General features: G+C 59.7%; 16 protein-coding genes and 1 other RNA gene. 5 read left to right on the forward strand and 12 right to left on the reverse strand.

What is annotated here, in order from left to right; all coding sequences use genetic code 11:
- Positions 1-241 precede the first annotated feature (241 nt).
- From tnpC to Pan216_RS20325, 4 genes are all read left to right on the forward strand, one after another.
- Positions 242-1,969 (forward strand): IS66 family transposase, encoded by a 1,728-nt coding sequence (gene tnpC / locus Pan216_RS20305; protein ID WP_145260822.1) that lies wholly within the window; start codon positions 242-244, stop codon positions 1,967-1,969.
- A gap of 714 nt (positions 1,970-2,683) precedes the next feature.
- Complete coding sequence (locus tag Pan216_RS20310) at positions 2,684-3,928, forward strand: ISL3 family transposase (protein WP_145254871.1); 1,245 nt, start codon at positions 2,684-2,686, stop codon at positions 3,926-3,928.
- Between the two features lie 482 nt (positions 3,929-4,410).
- Positions 4,411-5,571, forward strand: a complete 1,161-nt coding sequence (locus Pan216_RS20315; protein ID WP_145260824.1) for an ISAs1 family transposase — start codon at positions 4,411-4,413, stop codon at positions 5,569-5,571.
- Between the two features lie 229 nt (positions 5,572-5,800).
- Positions 5,801-6,409, forward strand: coding sequence for a hypothetical protein (locus tag Pan216_RS20325; protein ID WP_145260828.1), 609 nt, complete (start codon positions 5,801-5,803; stop codon positions 6,407-6,409).
- A 586-nt stretch (positions 6,410-6,995) separates the two neighbouring features.
- Here Pan216_RS20325 and istB (Pan216_RS20330) read toward each other — a convergent pair.
- The 12 genes from istB (Pan216_RS20330) to Pan216_RS20380 all read right to left on the reverse strand — a co-directional run bounded on the left by istB (Pan216_RS20330) (position 6,996) and on the right by Pan216_RS20380 (position 16,663).
- Positions 6,996-7,766 carry an IS21-like element helper ATPase IstB gene (gene istB, locus Pan216_RS20330; protein ID WP_145260830.1) on the reverse strand — a complete coding sequence of 257 codons (771 nt, stop codon included), beginning with the start codon at positions 7,764-7,766 and terminating at the stop codon, positions 6,996-6,998.
- The gene (locus Pan216_RS20335; protein WP_145260832.1) at positions 7,763-8,461 is read right to left on the reverse strand and encodes a Mu transposase domain-containing protein; all 699 of its coding nucleotides are present in this window, start codon (positions 8,459-8,461) and stop codon (positions 7,763-7,765) included. The genes istB (Pan216_RS20330) and Pan216_RS20335 overlap by 4 nt, the downstream gene beginning before the upstream one ends.
- A gap of 181 nt (positions 8,462-8,642) precedes the next feature.
- Positions 8,643-9,413 carry an IS21-like element helper ATPase IstB gene (gene istB / locus Pan216_RS20340; RefSeq protein ID WP_145260834.1) on the reverse strand — a complete coding sequence of 257 codons (771 nt, stop codon included), beginning with the start codon at positions 9,411-9,413 and terminating at the stop codon, positions 8,643-8,645.
- Positions 9,410-10,132, reverse strand: coding sequence for a Mu transposase domain-containing protein (locus tag Pan216_RS28520; protein WP_419192777.1), 723 nt, complete (start codon positions 10,130-10,132; stop codon positions 9,410-9,412). The genes istB (Pan216_RS20340) and Pan216_RS28520 overlap by 4 nt, the downstream gene beginning before the upstream one ends.
- 93 nt (positions 10,133-10,225) lie before the next feature.
- Positions 10,226-10,912 carry an IS21 family transposase gene (gene istA, locus Pan216_RS28525; protein ID WP_419192778.1) on the reverse strand — a complete coding sequence of 229 codons (687 nt, stop codon included), beginning with the start codon at positions 10,910-10,912 and terminating at the stop codon, positions 10,226-10,228.
- A 125-nt stretch (positions 10,913-11,037) separates the two neighbouring features.
- Positions 11,038-11,655 (reverse strand): hypothetical protein, encoded by a 618-nt coding sequence (locus Pan216_RS20350; protein WP_145260836.1) that lies wholly within the window; start codon positions 11,653-11,655, stop codon positions 11,038-11,040.
- A 513-nt stretch (positions 11,656-12,168) separates the two neighbouring features.
- On the reverse strand, positions 12,169-12,585 hold the full coding sequence (locus tag Pan216_RS20355) for a hypothetical protein (RefSeq protein ID WP_145260838.1): 417 nt from the start codon (positions 12,583-12,585) through the stop codon (positions 12,169-12,171).
- Positions 12,582-12,827, reverse strand: a complete 246-nt coding sequence (locus Pan216_RS20360; protein ID WP_145260840.1) for a hypothetical protein — start codon at positions 12,825-12,827, stop codon at positions 12,582-12,584. The genes Pan216_RS20355 and Pan216_RS20360 overlap by 4 nt, the downstream gene beginning before the upstream one ends.
- Positions 12,828-12,864: 37 nt before the next feature.
- Positions 12,865-13,362, reverse strand: a complete 498-nt coding sequence (locus Pan216_RS20365) for a hypothetical protein (protein WP_145260842.1) — start codon at positions 13,360-13,362, stop codon at positions 12,865-12,867.
- Between the two features lie 53 nt (positions 13,363-13,415).
- Complete coding sequence (locus Pan216_RS20370) at positions 13,416-15,164, reverse strand: helix-turn-helix domain-containing protein (protein WP_145260844.1); 1,749 nt, start codon at positions 15,162-15,164, stop codon at positions 13,416-13,418.
- A gap of 198 nt (positions 15,165-15,362) precedes the next feature.
- Positions 15,363-15,765, reverse strand: a transfer-messenger RNA (tmRNA) gene (gene ssrA / locus Pan216_RS20375).
- Positions 15,766-15,973: 208 nt separating this feature from the next.
- Positions 15,974-16,663, reverse strand: a complete 690-nt coding sequence (locus Pan216_RS20380; protein ID WP_145260846.1) for a hypothetical protein — start codon at positions 16,661-16,663, stop codon at positions 15,974-15,976.
- Between the two features lie 158 nt (positions 16,664-16,821).
- Here Pan216_RS20380 and Pan216_RS20385 point away from each other — a divergent pair, with 158 nt between their 5' ends.
- Positions 16,822-18,051: a HEAT repeat domain-containing protein gene (locus Pan216_RS20385; RefSeq protein ID WP_145260848.1), complete on the forward strand. Its 1,230-nt coding sequence runs from the start codon at positions 16,822-16,824 to the stop codon at positions 18,049-18,051.
- Positions 18,052-18,152 lie beyond the last annotated feature (101 nt).

An 18,152-nucleotide genomic window follows, 5' to 3' on the forward strand; every position in this document is an offset into this window, starting at 1 on the left:
GACGAGGCCCAAAACCGAGTTTTGTCTTCGGTTGTCCTCGGGCCCAGGGTTCTTCGCTTGCCAATCTCGTTGGACGATCGACTCTGGCGTTCTCTTCGCGAGCGACAACGATGTCATGGTGATGGCAGCGACGAGGAGGACTCGCAGGTTTTCTCGTCATTCCGTCGAAATCGCTGAAACTGCTCTGGCGCCTCCGACGCCGACGTGCTAGGGTGTCCCCGCGACAACTGAGATCGGTTTGATGGACGCCTTCGACGTGAACCTCCCCCACGATATCGACGCCTGCCACGAGTTGATCATCGAACTCGATCGGGAGCGCCGACGGCAAGCCGCCGTCATCGCCCAGCAACAAGAGACCATCGCCCAGCAGCAGGAGACCATCGCCCAACAACAAGCAATCATCGCTCAGCAGCAGGAGACGATCGATCGCTTGCAGAGCGACGTCGACTTGCTCAAGCGGACCTTGTACGGCCGGCGGCGGGAACGCTTCGTCGACGATGCCCAGCAGGGGCTTTTGTTCGACTCGACAATCGTCGGGGCGGACGACGATTCAGGCTCCGGCGACGACGAAGAGAGCGATGACGACGAACCGTCACCAGAACGCCGCACCAGCAAGGGACGCGGCCGGCGTCTCTTCCCCGACCTGCTGCCGCGCAAGACGGTCCGTCACGAACTCGACGAGCAAGAGGTTCCCGAGGAGTTGAGGAACGACCCGACCGCCCGGCGGTTCTTCAAGAAGACCAGCGAGCAACTGGAGTTCACGCCCGCTTCGATCCATGTGATCGAACATTACCAAGAGGTGATCGTTCGCGACGAAGCATCGGGCGAGACGACGATCGCCACGGCGAAGAAACCGCCGCAGTTGATCGACGCTTACACCGGCCCCGGCTTCTGGGCTCATCTGACCGCCAGTCGCTTCGCCGACCATCTGCCCTACTACCGACAAGAGGACATCCTCGCTCGCCACGGCTGCCGCATCGGCCGCGGCACCCAACAGCGTTGGCTCTTCGCCCTGGCCTTGGCGGTCGCGCCGTTGGTCGAACTGATGCGTCGGCTGGCGTTGCAGTCCGAGGTGCTGGGCTGCGATGAAACGCCGGTCAAGATGTTGGCGGGCGAGCCGCCTGGCTGCACCAAGACCTATCTCTGGAGCACCGTCGGCGACAATGCCCATCCCTACGACTGCTTCCACTTCACGCCCGACCGCAGCCGCGATGGTCCCGACGAGTTCCTCGCCGGCTTCCAGGGTTACTTGCAGTCGGACGCCTACACCTGCTACGAGCGAATCGCCGCGGCGGACGACCGGATCGTCCCCGTCGGCTGCTGGGCTCATGCGCGCCGTAAGTTCGAGGAAATCCACTTCAGCGCGCCGAGCGTGCGGACGCACACCGCCCTCGGCTACTTCCAGCGGCTCTACGACATCGAAGATCGCGCCCGTGACAGTAGTGTGTCACAACGCGGCGCCCTGCGGCAACGCGACGCCAAGCCGATCGTGACCGAGTTCCACCAGTGGCTGCTCGAGCAGCACGAGCGGGAGCTTCCGAAATCGAAGTGGCGCGCCGCCATCGCTTACATGACCAACCGGTGGCAGTCCTTCACACGCTATCTCGACCATGGGGCGATTCCCATCGACAACAACCGCACCGAAGCGGCGCTGAAGTACGCCGTCCTCGGCCGCAAGGCGTGGCTCTTCTTCGGCAACAGCCAAGGAGGCGAGACCGCCGCCACCTTCTTCACGCTGACCAAGAGTTGCAACCGCCATCACGTCGATCCCTTCGCCTACCTCCGCGATGTCTACACCCGGCTGCCGACCACCCCGGCTTCGGATCTCCCTTCGTTGCTACCGGACCGTTGGATCGACGAGCATCCCCAGCATCGTCTCCAAGAGCGCGCCGACGAAGCTCGCCAACGAGCCGACCGCAAACGCGCCCGCCGAGCCCAACGCCGCGTCCCTGCCGCCACCCCCCGTTGATCGGTGACCGGTCCCCCATCGTCATCGGCTCCTGCTTCCCCCCCACGCCACCGTTGCAACGCTCACGCCAGCGAATCCACTGCCTTCAACAAGGGCTTAAAGCAGAAGCCCAAGCCATTGCCAGCAGCCGTGCCGGTGTTCAAGCCGTGGAAGCCTGCTCAACCGGCCAAGCTGCCACTGTTCAAACCGGCACAGCCTGCGAAGATCGTGATGCAGAAGCCGAAGTCATGACACTTGAGATTCGAGATATTTCAATACGTCGCCAAGGTCATCAAACACTTCTTCGTGACCGTCGAAGTCAAGCCCCTCACCAGAAGAACGCCTCGAAACGCCTATTCCATCGGCAGGGGTCACTTGGATCGTGAAACCCCTGTTTGTGCCGACAACAATATCTGGCTCTATTGCCAAATCTGTGGGTGGTGAGTGTCTTCTCCGTTCCGCTTGGTAGTGGAGGTTACCGCCGTATGCCAAGGGCCGCGTCCGGCTGCTGCTTTGCCTGGTCTTCTCGCTTCGCTCGCCCTGCATCCTCGCCATCGTGGCTCGGCTTCGGTCGCCCGGCAAAGACTCCTCCTTGGCCGTTGGCGGGGAGGATGTTCCACTGGTCAAGCGGAAAGGAGAGAAGTCGGCAGGAGGCCAAAAAAGAGCATCCCGCTCTCGAGGGGCGCATGATGGAGTTTGCAAGGACTTCTTCAAACGCCAGCCGCGAGAGACGGGATGCGACTTCAGGTTATCCTCAACGCCTTGGAGCGTCACGGGAGTTTCGTCTACGAATCGGCGGCTTGGGCCGATTCGTCGAAAGAGGGACTGCTGGTTCGGGTTCGCCCACGGCGTCGCAGCCGGCCGATCTGTTCGGGTTGCGGGAATCGTGGCGGCACGTACGACCACTTGCCGGAACGCCGTTTTCAGCACGTGCCGTTGTGGGGCCTGGCGGTCTGGTTCGTCTACGCGGCGCGGCGGGTCGCATGCCCTGCTTGCGGGGTGAAGGTGGAACGCATTCCCTGGGCGTCGGGCAAGGAGCGAACGACGTCGAGCTTCCAATGGTTCCTGGCCCGTTGGGCCAAACGCTTGAGCTGGCGTGAGACCGCCGAGATCTTCGGCACGAGTTGGCACACCGTCTTTCGTGCGGTGAAAATGGCGGTTTGCTGGGGAATCCGCCATCGCGAGCTGGAAGGGATCGAGGCGATCGGCATCGACGAGGTCGCCTACCGCAAGGGGCATCAGTACTTCACCCTGGTCTATCAGATCGACCGCGGATCGCGTCGTCTGCTTTGGGTCGGGCAAGACCGGACCAAGGAGACGCTCGGTCGTTTCTTTCGCTTCTTCGGCAGGCGGCGAACCGAGCGGCTGAAGTACATCTGCAGCGACATGTGGAAAGCCTACCTGTCGGTCATCGCTCGCGAGGCCAATGGGGCCCTGCACATTCTCGACCGCTTCCACATCATGCAGTTGTTCAACAAGGCGATCGACAAGGTGCGGGCCCAGGAGGCACGCGAACTCAAACGCAAGGGCTTCGAGGTGCTCAAGCGGACGCGTTGGCTGCTGCTCAAGCGTCGCGGCAACCTCAAACGCAAGGAGGTCCTTCGTCTCAACGAGTTGTTGACGCACAACCTCAGGACGGTCAAGTGCTACCTGATGAAGGAAGACTTCCAGCGGCTTTGGGACTACAAGGCTCCCTGGCGGATCGGATCCTTCTTCCAGGAGTGGCTCGATCGGGCCTTGAGCACACGGATCGAACCGATGCGCAACCTGGCACGAACCCTCGAGCGTCACGCCGAGCAGATCTTCAATTGGTTCGAGGCAAAAGGAGAGATTTCCGCGGGCGCCGTCGAGGGAATGAATCTGAAGGTCAAATTGACGACCCGCCGCTCCTACGGCTTTCGCGACCCCAGCACCCTCAAATACGCTCTCTATCACAATCTCGGCAACCTCCCCGAGCCACCATCGACCCACAAATTCTGAAGACGAGGCCAATATCTATCCACGTCGCAACACCGGACTGGCTCTTGTTCAATGTCCAGTTTGAATGTCTGAGTTTGGCTTCGTTTTCAAATTCCAGCAATTCCACCGTTAGCCTCCCCCAAGTTTCTCCAGAAGCAGTTTGCCAATAGAACCGTCAGCATTCCGTGTGTAGATACGGATAGCTCCATTCGGATCAATCCGAATGATGTTTCCCTTGGTTATCGCTTCCAATCCGCCATTGGGGAGTCTGGTTGTAAAGTCTGGGCGAGGGGGATACATCCGGCCTTGATATTTCAAGCCGGGACTATCGACCTTTGCAACACCGCTGAATGCGTCTTCAACGTCATCCATCGTTCAGCCCAGGGCCAGCGCGCAGTTTCGGGGGGATTGGGCAATCGAGGAAGGGTTGCGCCAGTGGTGAGCGATGAGTAGAACGTCTTGCATGGGCCCGAGGGATGGTGAGCATGCAAGGAGAGGTTCTGATGAGCAAGGACGTTCGGGTAACGCTTGAGGATGTCATCACCCACTTTGAAGACTTGGAAGATCCACGCTCGACGATCAATCAGCGTCATCCGTTGGTGAGCGTGGTGGTGATTGCGGTGATGGGCGTTCTCGCGGGGGCGAGCGGCCCGACCGGCATCGCCAAGTGGGCACGCATGAAAAAAGAGTTGCTGCTCGAGACGCTCGAGCTTCCCAACGGCATTCCGGCCAAGGACGTCTTCCGACGGGTCTTGGCGGCGTTGCGACCGGATGCCTTTCAGTCCTGTTTTGTCAGTTGGCTAGAGTCACTACGGCAGGCGGCTTGTGAAGAGGGTGCTGTTAGTCAACCGGTCTTTGCCGTCGATGGCAAGACCAATCGCCGCAGCCACGACCGCAAACGCGGGCTGGGAGCGTTGCACGCGGTCAGCCTGTGGGCCAGCGAGTTGGGCCTGTCGCTAGGACAAGTCGCCTGCGAGGAGAAATCGAACGAAATCACGGCGATTCCCGAGCTTTTACGGTTGGTCGATCTCCAAGGAGCGATCATCACCATCGACGCGATGGGAACGCAGAAGGCGATCGCCCAGCAGATCGTCGAGGGCGGAGCTGACTACGTCTTGGCAGTCAAGGGTAACCAAGAGAGCCTCGAGACAGCGATCGCCGACACCTTTCTGGCCGAGACCGAAGATGACTTCGCCAGTGGCAAGGTTCGCAAACATGAGACGACCGAAACCGCCCACGGTCGCACGACGACGCGGACTTACTATCAAATGCCGGCTCCGCGAAGCCTGGTCGACTCGGCCGCGTGGGCGGGACTTCGGACGATTGGCATGGTCATCGCGGTCTGCCTACGTGACGGGAAAGAGACGGTCGAGATTCGGCGGTACATCAGTAGTCTTGGGATGGGCGTCCGACGTTTCGCCCGTGCCGTCCGCGGCCACTGGGGGGTCGAGAATTCCTGCCATTGGATTCTCGACGTCGTCTATCGCGAGGACGATTCACGCATCCGCGATCAACGCGCCCGCGAGAATTTCGCCTGGCTCGATCGTTTCACGCTCTCTCTCCTGAAGCAACATCCAAGCAAGGACAGCATCGCCATGAAACGCCGAAGCTGCGGCTGGAGCGATGACTTCTTGATGGAAGTCCTTACAGGAAAAGCCACTTAGTATGCGCTGGCCCTGCTCCGCATACAGACGACGTAACATCGTCGAACGACTTATCGGCTGGCTCAAAGAAAGCCGCCGCGTCTTCTCACGGTTTGAGAAGACGGCTAAGAACTTCGGCGGCATGATCAAATAGGCGTTCATCCAGCAATACCTGTGGACCGAACCACAATACCAGTTTTGAGACAAAGCCTAGTGCCTGAGCACAAGTACATGCTGCAAAGGACAAAAGATGAACACCAAGGAGTCGCTCGGTCTTGCAAAGTCGGTATCAAGGAGGATTCTTCTCGCGATCTCTATCGGCGTCCTCGCAACAAGCCCCTATGTGTGGCCCTTCCTCTTTTACTGGGATGGCGTCGCACGCGATACGACTGGAGGCGTGATGGCGATTCGCTGGTGCATGGTGTCGATTCCCATCGCTTCGGCGTTTGCCATGTTGTTACTCGTAACTCCCAGAGATTATTGGCCTCTTTACTTGCTTCTCGGCGGGCTGCTCTTCAGTCTTCTCGTTTATAATGTATTCGAGAGCAAGAGCTTCCGGTACTTCGCCTATATCCACGCGATTGGTCGGAACCCGCGTTCTTCACCCATGTCTTTGCGGTCTATCTACGCAGTGCGCAATCGTAGGGATCTTCTGCCTGAAGTTCGGAGCAATATCCGACGGCTCTTGGTAGTGAATAGGAACACGCCACCGGACATCCTCCGCGAGATAGCAATGCTTGAGAATCCAGTGTATGACGACGCGATCATACTCAATCCGAACACTCCCCCTGATCTGGAAGTCACCCTAAGACACCGGCACGGGTATCGAATACCCAATCGTAACCTGAATGATCCGTAGTCGACCGATGAAGCATGCATCCGTGACGCGCAACTGCCCCCCGGTCAATCGCTGGTCGCATTTGTTCCCGCTCTAGGGCGGTAGGGATCTTGGGGCAGCCCTGTTGAGGTGGCATATAGCTGTCACTGTCTCTTGCCACGGTGGGCGTTGATCGCGTTGTGCGTCGAGACATGCCGGCCATTTTCGTAGGCGTCCTTTACCGGTGGCGGCTTCTTAGGTGTCCCGGTTCAAATTGTGGTCGCATTCGTTGCCGAATTAGGGATGTAGGGATTTTGGGTCTGTGGAGGTGCAGGGCCAGCGCGCAGTTTCGGGGGATTGGGCAATCGAGGAAGGGTTGCGCCAGTGGTGAGCGATGAGTAGAACGTCTTGCATGGGCCCGAGGGATGGTGAGCATGCAAGGAGAGTTTCTGATGAGCAAGGACGTTCGGGTAACGCTTGAGGATGTCATCACCCACTTTGAAGACTTGGGAGATCCACGCTTGTTGACGGCGGTTGAAAATGGTGGCGCTGGGCGGTCGAAAATGGTGGCGCCTGGTTGGGAAAAGGTCTCCGTATGCCGAGATCGTGTCGCGGGTGATTCCTTGGTTCAGCCGGTTCGCTGTCGGCGGCGTTTGGCGTCCTTTAGCCGATAGCTTTCGCCGGTGGTTTCGAGGATGTGGCAGCGATGGGTCAGCCGATCGAGAGCGGCTCCGGTGATCCGTTCGCTGCCGAGGACCTCGGTCCAGTGCTCGAAGGGCAGATTGGTGGTCACAAGAAGACTGTACCTCTCGTAGGCCGTGGCGATGACATCGAAGAGGAGTTCGGCCCCGGCCTTGCTTGCCGGCACGTAGCCCAACTCGTCCAGGATCAGTAGGTCCAGCTTGGCAAGTTGTTGCCGGTACCGCAAGAGTTGACGTTCGTCGCGGGCTTCGAGCAAAAGGGTGAGCAGCTCGGTCACGCGGACGAACCGCACCTTGCGCCCCTGGGCGCAGGCGGCCATGCCCATCGCGGTGGCCAGATGCGTTTTTCCCGTCCCCGAAGGTCCGACCAACAGGATGTTCTCTCGGCGCTCGAGATAGTCCCCCTTGAGCAGTTCCAGGACCAATGGCTTGTTGAGGCTCGCGCGGGCGGCGAAGTCGAACTCCTCGAGCGTCTTGGTGGTGGGGAAGCGAGCCGCCTTGAGGCGCCTCGCGGCGGCCCGACGTTCGCGTTCGATCAGCTCCAGTTCGCAAAGCTGCAAGAGGAACGCCAAGTGGTCGGCGTTGTCGGCGGCGCAGCGTCGGGCGATCCGCTCACACTCGTCGTGAACGGTCGGCAGCTTGAGCGCCTTGAGATGATGCTTGAGCAGCACGGTGCTCTTGGTGGTCGTCTTGTTCACGAGGCCTGCCCTCCCAGCAAGACGCCGTAGGAAGCGACGTCGGTCGTCGGGACATGCACTCGCGCAAGGTGCGGTCGGCCATCCAACGAGAAGACGGTGATCGGCTCGTCGGCACGATGTTCGAGGATCGTGCGGATGCTCTCGGCATCGGTGACGTCAATCGCGAGCGCCTGCTCGACCGCGGCCGTCAGTTCCTCGAGCGGAAACTTCTCTAGTAGGCGAAGCACGCGGATGTAAGACCTAGTTCCATGTCGGTCGTCCTCGGCCTCCAAACGGCGTCGCAACAAGCCAAAGCAGTCGGGCAACGACCACTCCTCCAAGGGGCGGGCGACATCGAACCCGCCCGGCTTGCTTTCGAGCAAGGCGAGGTAGTGGACCGGGTCATAGCAAGTCTTTTCCCGCTCCCAGCAGCGCGCGTGCCGGGCCACCAAGCGGTCCTCGAAGATCAGTCGTACCTCCAGGACGGTGGCGACGATCGTCAAGCGACGGTGGGCGTAGGCCACCGGCACCGAGTAGTCGTTGCGATCGAAACGAACGAGTGACTCACTGCTGGCACTGGCCTGGAGCAGCCGTCTCGCTTCGAAGCGTTGCTTCGGCAGGGGCAGGAAAGCGGCACGATCATCGAGGAGCAGGTCGCGCTTGCAGGAGGACTTGCCGCGCGTGCGGCGCTCCAGGTCTTTCTCGCAAGAGACCACGAGCCGTTCGTTGAGTACTGCCAGCGAGGTGACATCGGGAACCGGGACCAGGAAGTTCCGCCGCGCGAAGCCGAGTGTTGACGGCGGTTGAAAATGGTGGCGCTGGGCGGTCGAAAATGGTGGCGCCTGGTTGGGAAAAGGTCTCCGTATGCCGAGATCGTGTCGCGGGTGATTCCTTGGTTCAGCCGGTTCGCTGTCGGCGGCGTTTGGCGTCCTTTAGCCGATAGCTTTCGCCGGTGGTTTCGAGGATGTGGCAGCGATGGGTCAGCCGATCGAGAGCGGCTCCGGTGAGCCGTTCGCTGCCGAGGACCTCGGTCCAGTGCTCGAAGGGCAGATTGGTGGTCACAAGAAGACTGTACCTCTCGTAGGCGGTGGCGATGACGTCGAAGAGGAGTTCGGCCCCGGCCTTGCTTGCCGGCACGTAGCCCAACTCGTCCAGGATCAGTAGGTCCAGCTTGGCAAGTTGTTGCCGTAACCGCAAGAGTTGACGTTCGTCGCGGGCTTCGAGCAGGAGGGTGAGCAGCTCGGTCACGCGCACGAACCGCACCTTGCGTCCCTGGGCGCAGGCGGCCATGCCCAGCGCGGTGGCCAGATGCGTTTTTCCCGTCCCCGAAGGTCCGATCAACAGGATGTTCTCTCGGCGCTCGAGATAGTCCCCCTTGAGAAGTTCCAGGACCAACGGCTTGTTGAGGCTCGCGCGGGCGGCGAAGTCGAACTCCTCGAGCGTCTTGGTGGTGGGGAAGCGAGCGGCCTTGAGGCGCCTCGCGGCGGCCCGACGTTCGCGTTCGATCAGCTCCAGTTCGCAAAGCTGCAAGAGGAACGCCAAGTGGTCGGCGTTGTCGGCGGCGCAGCGCCGGGCGATCCGCTCACACTCGTCGTGAACGGTCGGCAGCTTGAGCGCCTTGAGATGATGCTTGAGCAGCACGGTGCTCTTGGTCGTCGTCTTGTTCACGAGGCCTGCCCTCCCAGCAAGACGCCGTAGGAAGCGACGTCGGTCGTCGGGACATGCACTCGCGCAAGGTGCGGTCGGCCATCCAACGAGAAGACGGTGACCGGCTCGTCGGCACGATGTTCGAGGATCGTGCGGATGCTCTCGGCATCGGTGACGTCAATCGCGAGCGCCTGCTCGACCGCGGCCGTCAGTTCCTTGAGCGGAAACTTCTCTAGTAGGCGAAGCACGCGGATGTAAGACCTAGTTCCATGTCGGTCGTCCTCGGCCTCCAAACGGCGTCGCAACAAGCCAAAGCAGTCGGGCAACGACCACTCCTCCAAGGGGCGGGCGACATCGAACCCGCCCGGCTTGCTTTCGAGCAAGGCGAGGTAGTGGACCGGGTCATAGCAAGTCTTTTCCCGCTCCCAGCAGCGCGCGTGCCGGGCCACCAAGCGGTCCTCGAAGATCAGTCGTACCTCCAGGACGGTGGCGACGATCGTCAAGCGACGGTGGGCGTAGGCCACCGGCACCGAGTAGTCGTTGCGATCGAAACGAACGAGTGACTCACTGCTGGCACTGGCCTGGAGCAGCCGTCTCGCTTCGAAGCGTTGCTTCGGCAGGGGCAGGAAAGCGGCACGATCATCGAGGAGCAGGTCGCGCTTGCAGGAGGACTTGCCGCGCGTGCGGCGCTCCAGGTCTTTCTCGCAAGAGACCAGTAGCCGTTCGTTGAGTACTGCCAATGAGATGACATCGGGGACCGGGACCAGGAAGTTCCGCCGGGCGAAGCCGAGCAGTCGCTCGACGTGCCCCTTCTCGTTCGCGCGTCTGACCAGTCAGAAATGCTCTTGGAAGAGATAGTGACTACGAAGCCGAAGAAACTCCTTGGTCAGCATCCGCTCGCGACCACGCAAAACCTTCGTCACCGCGATCGCCGAGTTGTCGTAGCTGATCCGCTTGGGCACGCCGCCGAAGAAGGAGAACGCCCGGGCATGACCTTCGTGGAACGTCTCGGTGCATTCGCGCGGGAAGACCTGGATGAAAATCGCCCCCGAGTAAGGCAGCGTCATGACGAACAGCGCGACCTTCGTCGGTTCGCCCGCCAAACGGACCGTCGCTTCGCCGAAGTCGACTTGGGCCTCGCCCGGCGGATGCGAAAGCGGCACAAAGACTTCCCGCCGCGATTGCCTCCAGGCACGCACGGCGTCCTTGACGATCGTCTCCCCACCGTCGTAGCCGTGCTCGTCGCGTAGCCGCTCGACGATTCGCTTGACGGTGTGACGTTGCTTCGGTGGCTGCTTGCCGTCCTCCTCCAGGATCTGATGGATGATCGGCAAGAATGATTCGAGCTTGGGCCTCTTGCGAGGCCGCGACAACCGATAGCCAGGCGGCTCGGGGTGAGCCAGAATCTTCGTCAACGTATGCCAACCGAGGTCGTACTCGCGGCACGCTCCTCGCTTACTCAACTCGCCGGTCAAGACCCGCCGGCGCACTTCCGTCCACCACTCCATGTCGGTTCGCACTCCTCCGCCTCCTTGCGAACTCCGGAACGATCGGGACCAAAGCCCCCATCTTCCCAAGTCGCAACAAGACGTGAATGAGCGCCACCATTTTCAACCGCCGCGACACACCCCCAGCGCCGCCATTTTCAACCGCCGTCAACAGCCTTGGGGCCGGGCCGCTCGAAGACAGCGATAGTGCTTGGTTCAACGTCCTTCTCTGGCGTGTTCTCTCCGTGAAGCGAAACCCCAATCAGATAGCCGCCTGGTGCGGCAGTCAGTTGCAGTAAGCCATCCGAATGACCGATCAGGTCCACCTGCATCTCGAATGGCGGTCGGACCATTCGTGGGAAGGGAAGATGAATCCGCTTAGTCTCATCGGGAATCAGTACGAGAACACCTTCGTCACTGTCGATGCTCAGTTGCTTCTCCAAAGCCGTGCGAGCCGGTAGTGGAACAAACGCCGGGATGATGTCGGCGATGTCCGTGACTTTCGAGAAATCGTAGACCACATCGAACCGCCCATCCTTGAGCTTCGAGACAGTGGCTTTGCCGAATGCCTTCAAACTGACCGGCTCCGAGGACGACGGTGCGGGCTGCTTTGCTTCTTCCGCTGGACGGCTATCGACCGTCAGCACCCCTACGCCATCTTCACCGACAGTGAGACGGACAGAAGTAAAGGTTGTGGTGTCGTCCCCGATGACGCTTGAAACCGGGAAGACGAGAGAAATCAGAGCGAGTGAAAAAACGAGAGTGACATGCTTCATTCTGTGGACTCCTGCGTTTGGGGTTCGGGGATAGTGATCTGGCTGGTCCGTAGCAGGTGCCTTGAGGCATCCGAGGGACTGAGCGAGACCTGAGCCAAAAGCGGCTCACGAAAATCCGACGCAGGAGGAGTCAGGGTTGCAGCAGGCGCAAAAAGAAAGAGGAGCGCCGAACCACGACCGCTCCTCACACCCCCGCCAAGGGGCCACAAGAACAGCGCATGGCCGACGCCCCCCATACGGGGAGCGTCAGTCCAAGCACTGCTTCTTGTGACAAGAGCCTTACGGCTCAGGTTGGCGGTTTGTGAGGAAGCAGAACCGACTTTCGCAACGTCAATAATGTGTCATAGGTGGCCAATCTCGGCCACGAAATCGTCATCTCCTGAAAACACTTGAGGGCGTGGCATCAACCTGACGCCACGCCCTCACTTTACCAACGAAACTCTTGTTCTGAAAACCATTTGGGCCTTCTGATGGCCCAGAACGCTGATCTCGAACGGCAACCGGAACGTCACCTCAGCGTTTCTTCTCCCGTAGCTTGTCGAAATGAGCCATCACCACGCCAACTGCGCCGTCAGGGCCGTAACCGTAGTCAGGGGTGTTGACGACCAGCCGCAGCGCCTTCTCCAGCCATTCCTGAAACGCTTCGAGGCTCGGCTTCTCCCCGTACAGTTCGACGGACATCGGCATGACGTACTTGTGGCACGGACGGTCGCCGATGGCTTTCATCATCAGCCCGTGATGCTCCCACAAGATTTGGTTTACGTCGGCAAAGACTGTGGCCATGTGTTCGTCTGCATGCCATTCCTCCGACACGGCATTCCAGAAGACCGGGTTCCGAACGTGATCGCCCTTGACGATGATGTATCGAGGAAACCTGTCGCATCCCTTCTGAATCAGCGACAGGATCGGTGGCGTTGGATTGTCGTTCATTGATCTTCCTCTGCATGTTCGGGGATGAATTCGCCGCCGTTCAAGACGGTGGATCGCTGCATGACAGTTGGCAGGTCTTCAGCCAGACGATGTGGGTTGCGGATGGCGAGATTGACCGGCTCGGCCCGTCCGGTGATGCGGATGGTCATGAAAACCACCGGCACTTGGGCGGCTGTGATCGGACAGTCGATGATGCCGGTATCCAGCGAGAGAATCTGGCAGTCAGTCACATCAAGTTTCATTTGGGGCCTCCTGCGGTTTGAGAGTGTTTGGTCCGTCTCACTCGCAGGTGCCTCGCTCTCCAAATGGATCATTCCCACAAGCCTGACACGGCGAGAACTGATCGTCGAGCAGAGCGTCACAGCGACCGCAGTGCCAGCGACCAAAACCACAATGCTGGCATGGTTGCTCGATATCCGTGTTCGGCCCACCGCACTCGGAACAATGCCAGACTTCCGGCTCGACAGTCATGCGAACCTCGTCAGAGTCGGGATTGAACGGCCACGGACACGACAGGTGAAACCAAGGATCGCCGCCGTCACGGAGAAACTTCTGAACCTGTTCATCGTCCGAGAACATCGTGCGAAAGACGAACTGGTGGCCGATCCACTGGATGCCGTTGAACAGGATCGTCACCAAGAGGGCAATCAGCGCCAAGAACGGCAGTGAGACTGCCCCGACGAGCAGGAAGAGAAAGCCGTAAGGGCACAGGGCAAAGACGAAGGCGACCGCCCAGAAACGGAAAAGGACTTCGATAGGTGAGGTGCGACGGGGCATGGGTTGGCTCCAGTTTTGAGATTGAAAACTGGAGCAAGACGCAGGTGCCTCGGTTAATTGACTTCGCTGTTCTTCATTGCCTCAAGATGCCTGCCTATCGTCGTTTTCGAGAGGCCGACAGCTTCGGCGATCTCTCGAATGCTCTTGCCTTCATTTTTGAGCTTCAGAATTTGCTTGACCTTCTTCAGTCCGGTGTACTGCTGTTTTGGCTGCTTCCACAAGTCTTTCGGAGCGGCATCGAAAACGGGCTGTAACTGCTGCTGGAGCGATCTCAGAGCGTCAAACACCTTGCCGAACGGTCGGTTGGTATAGATATCCAGCAGTTCGTCTGATGAGACGGGTTTACCATGACAGAGAAAAATGCCCGCAACTTCCCCATCAGCCTCACGGCGCACCAGATTTCCAGCCGTCTTTCTCATCTTGCCGAAAGACAGCCACGGGAACTCGGGGTAATCCGCTTGAATCCGTGTCGTCAGCCCACTCCACTTGTTTTGAAAGGTTCTGCCCGGATTGTTCCCCTCTGTTCGACGAAAAAACGAATTCCCTTCGTCGGTCAGCAGCAGAAGAGCATCGGGAGTGGCGGCACCCTGCTTTTGTCGCCGGTCGATGGCCCACTTGATGGCTTCGACCGTTTGCGGCCACAAGAGATGCTCGCCGTAGACGCCGGTTTTCAGGCGAACACGCTTGATGAATGAATCCTCCGGTGATGTGTGGTAGCGAAGGACATCTGCGAACGGGTGCGGCTGAAACAGGGCGACTTCTTGAAGATGGATCGTGCCTTGTTCGGCACCTCCAAATCCACAATTCAGCCCCAAGAGAAACAGGACTCGTTCCAGAGGTGTGGCGTACTCGTTGAGCAATTTGAGTTCATCGATCCCGTAAGTATCGACCTGATTGGGGCGAACCTTCTTGCGGCGATCCTCTGGCGTTTCTGGGACTCGTGTTTCAAGTTCATCAAAATCGAGCGGCTTGCGCCAATCGAATTGGTCGGTCTTGTTCAGCCAGCGAAAGAAGCACATCCACTCGGCGATGTGATTCGAGGCGGTCTTCCGTGTGATGGGCTTGTTTTGCCTTTTGACTTTCGGGCGGCTCTGCCACAGCCGAATCAAGGACTGGCAACCTTCGTAGGTGAGGGCCGACAAGGGAATGTTGTCATGCCGTTCCTTGAAGCGCTCCACGATGGCCAGTTTCCCCGCACCATACGGCGTGACCGTATTGCCTTCTGCCAGATGGTATTTCTGCGTGACGTGGACGCAGTAGGCGTCCAGTGCATCGAACAGGTTGTGGGGATCGAGGGAGGCGATTTCTCGGGGAGGAAGTTCGCCCTGAGACTGGGCAATCCAGCGAGCCGTCTCCATTCGCTCGTGGGCACGCCCACGGGCCGAGGCTGAACCCTCGGTGTAGGCTTCCTCGTCGGCAGGAACGAAGTTGATTGACGGGTACGTCCGAGAGAGAGCGTGGATTTTTGTGGCATAGCCGTCCGGGTCAGCCGTCCCACGTTCGACGGGGATTTGAAGCGCCCCAGCCGCAAGCTGGAGAGCAACCCCGAGAGTGAATTTCGTCCACGTCGGCTTTTCGGGCTTGGGAAGTTCGGCGGGGTACTGGAGGGTGTTGTGGTTGTATTCGATGCGATCCCAGAACTCGTCCAGACGCATCAGACAACGTTCGGCCTCCTTCTCGTCGTCTCCGAGATAGAACGTGTGCTGAACCCACTTGCCCTTGTCGTTGAGTTTCCACCCCACATCGGCGGGAATGCGACCTCGTTTGTCGGGGTTTCTGAGCTTCCGTTTTCGCTGGCCCACTCTCCTGCCTCCAAGTGGATTCGGGAATCGGATAACGGCAGAATTGTATGCCGATCCGATCCAAATGGCCCGTTTATCCGATCCAAAACAGGCTATTTATCCGATCCAAAGGCCATTTTTGGCCCTGAAACGGGACAGTGAAATCGTTGCAAACCCAATGAAAAAAGCCACTTGCAATTTCTCGCAAGTGGCTTCAATTTGGAGGCGGCGGGAATCGAACCCGCGTCCCGTCGCGGCTTGATGATAGCCTCTACGTGTGTAGCCATCTCTTTTTTGAGAGCCGTGAACCTCCGCTGTTGCCAGCAGACAACTCTCGGAATCCTCGTTCAACGTGCCCCGAGCGGCAGGGTCCCGTCGAAAACAGCCCGCCCTGTATTTAGCCGTGACAGCGGCGAACACTCCGCCACGGCGAGTTCACTAAGGTGACCAGTGGTTGAGAACCGTGAACAAGCTCCCAGCACCGGGGCTACGGCTTAATTACGCAGCCAGAGCAAAGTGCGGTTCGGCACCTAAAGTTGCGCCAGATGATTAACGAGGCCAACTGACATCCTCGACACGCCACCATCAACACAACACACCCGGTCGATACCAGTACGCCCCCAGTCGGATTTCCCAAAGAGCGGTTTGCCCCGAGGGGAAATGTGTCTCGGCCTATCTCATTATACTCGTTCAAGCGACATGACAACTGGAGAGTTTTCGCGAAACAAAGGTTCACGAAAGAAGGCGCGATCCCGTGCGGCAGCAACCCCATGCCCAACCGACGGTGGGCATGGGGCGTGGGATTGCATGGAGACCGTCGACGCCGTGGTTTAGTGAGCGGGCGTGCGAGCGGTCCAACTGAGGCTGTTGAGGAAGTTGCGAGCCAGCAGATAATCGCTCGTGTCCATCGCCCGAATGTGCTCCTTGAGCGTGTCGGTCATCTGCTTGGTCGCCGAGATGATCTTCTGGTAGTTGAACGTCCCGAGTCCGCCACCGGTTTCGGCACGCTCCTTGAAGAGCTTGTCGAGCTCGTCGCGCGGCTCGGTGTAATCCTCGGTCGTCAGAATTTGCGGCCAGTTGATCTTCCCGGTCAGCGGGTCGAGTTGGCTGGCGGTCATCTGATCGGGCAACGCTTGTTCGGCGTGACGGGTGAGGTCGGCCTGGGTCGGATGGTACTTCAGCGAGTTCTCGTAGGCTTTGTAATCCTGGTTGATGCGGCGACTCTCGAAGAACGACTTCACATGATCTTCACGAGCCTGGGATTCGGCGGAGGAAGCCTTGGCGTTGATCAAGCGAGCCTGGGAATAATCGACCGAGGATTGACCGCGAGCGCGAATGACGTCGGCCGCCCCGCGCATGTTTCCTTCGGCTCCCGTCCCCTGGAACTGTCCTCCCCAGGGGTAGTAGCCCCAGCCACCGCCGCCGCCATAGCGACCGGCGCCGTCGACGCCGACCTGAGCGTAAGCAAGAGAACCGAACGTGAGGAAACTCAGCGCCAGGAGGGTTAGTCGGCGTCGCATGGAAAACTCCGTGTCTCGGGTGCGGTCTTGAGACTTTCTTTCAATTGATCGAGCCCGTACCATATGTTCTACCCCGTGGCAGCGCCGACAGCAAGAGGGGCATCGCCGTTGTCGGCCCGCGGCGCATCAACGAGTTCCGATCGCGTGGAGCCTTGTCAATGACGAGTATTTTGTCGATTGTCCTACTTACGGTGGCGGCGGATGCCAATCAGGATCATCCCGCTGTCAGTGCTGTCATCGAACACCTCAAGAGCAACGACCCGTTGACGCACATCACGGCGGTCAACGAGTTGGAGGAGATTGGCCCGGCCGCGGTGCCGGCATTGCGTCGGGAGCTCAAGAACGAAAGCCCAGTGATTCGCTGGAAGATGGCCGAAGCCCTCGGCGAGATCGGTCCGGCCGCCAAGGACGCCGTTCCCGATCTGGTCACGCTGATGGGCGACGAGGACGAGAAGGTCCGCTGGCATGCCATTCACGCCATCGGCTTGATCGGTCCGAACGCCAAGTCGGCACTTCCGCAGCTACTCGGAGCGGCGAAGAGCCCCAACCCGTACATCAAGGCCCATGCGGTCTACGCCATGGAGTTGGTCGGAGCCGACCCGCAAACCGCCCTGCCTGTCCTCGAGGAAGCTCTCGAGGATGAAAGCCCGCTCGTCCGGCGGGCCGCCGCGAAGGCGCTCGGCGTGATGGGTGAGGGAGCTAGCCCCGCCGTTCCCGAGTTGGTCGATGCTCTCGAGGACAAGAGTCCTCCGGTCGTCATTCGCGCCGCCGAGGCACTCGCGAAGATCGGCCCCACGGCCATTCCCGAACTGGTGAAGTCGCTCGACGAGGATGATCCTCACTGGGCTGCGGTGATTCTTTCCCAAATGGGCCCCGGAGCGAAGGACGCGATTCCGGCCCTGATCAAGCATGTCAACAACAAGGACGAGGAGCCTCAAACGCGCCGCGAGGTGATTCTCGCGATCGCGGCGATCGGGCCCGACGCCAAGTCCGCCGCTCCCGCTTTGATGAAAGCCTTGGAGGATGACGACTTTCAGGTGCGTGCCGCCTCCTGCTACGCCCTGGGCGCGATTGGGGAGAAGTCGGACCAGTGCACCGCCCTGCTCCACAAGAGCCTCGAGGACAAGGACGAGCTCGTCAAAACGCTCGCCGCTTGGTCTCTGGTCAGCCAGGGAGAACGCAACGAAGATTACATCCCAGTCTTGATCAAGGCACTCGACAACAACTTCCCGCCGATTCGCATCATGGCGGCCAAGGCCTTGGCTAGCTATGGTCCCGCCGCGGCGGCCGCCAAGAGCAAGCTCGAAGCGATGATGCAGGATCCCAACCCGGCGATCGCTCAAGCCGCCACGATGGCGCTGGCGAAGATTTCCGGCCAGGGACAGTAAGTCACTTCTGGATGTGCGTTTCAACGCCAACGACAGTCGCTGATCCGTCAAACGCTGTCGCCGAGCAACAATCGAGGAGGGCCTTTTCGCCCTCCTTTTTT

Source organism: Kolteria novifilia, from assembly GCA_007748055.1.
GTDB classification, from domain to species: Bacteria; Planctomycetota; Planctomycetia; order Kolteriales; family Kolteriaceae; genus Kolteria; species Kolteria novifilia.

What these genes read in the sequence shown, in the direction of transcription:
- Pan216_RS20385 (WP_145260848.1), top strand. Translation starts at nt 16,822, where the DNA reads ATGACGAGTATTTTGTCGATTGTCCTACTTACGGTGGCGGCGGATGCC.
- tnpC (WP_145260822.1), top strand. Translation starts at nt 242, where the DNA reads ATGGACGCCTTCGACGTGAACCTCCCCCACGATATCGACGCCTGCCAC.
- Pan216_RS20350 (WP_145260836.1), bottom strand. Translation starts at nt 11,655, where the DNA reads ATGAAGCATGTCACTCTCGTTTTTTCACTCGCTCTGATTTCTCTCGTC.
- Pan216_RS20355 (WP_145260838.1), bottom strand. Translation starts at nt 12,585, where the DNA reads ATGAACGACAATCCAACGCCACCGATCCTGTCGCTGATTCAGAAGGGA.
- Pan216_RS20360 (WP_145260840.1), bottom strand. Translation starts at nt 12,827, where the DNA reads ATGAAACTTGATGTGACTGACTGCCAGATTCTCTCGCTGGATACCGGC.
- Pan216_RS20365 (WP_145260842.1), bottom strand. Translation starts at nt 13,362, where the DNA reads ATGCCCCGTCGCACCTCACCTATCGAAGTCCTTTTCCGTTTCTGGGCG.
- Pan216_RS20380 (WP_145260846.1), bottom strand. Translation starts at nt 16,663, where the DNA reads ATGCGACGCCGACTAACCCTCCTGGCGCTGAGTTTCCTCACGTTCGGT.
- Pan216_RS20325 (WP_145260828.1), top strand. Translation starts at nt 5,801, where the DNA reads ATGAACACCAAGGAGTCGCTCGGTCTTGCAAAGTCGGTATCAAGGAGG.
- Pan216_RS20310 (WP_145254871.1), top strand. Translation starts at nt 2,684, where the DNA reads ATGCGACTTCAGGTTATCCTCAACGCCTTGGAGCGTCACGGGAGTTTC.
- Pan216_RS20315 (WP_145260824.1), top strand. Translation starts at nt 4,411, where the DNA reads ATGAGCAAGGACGTTCGGGTAACGCTTGAGGATGTCATCACCCACTTT.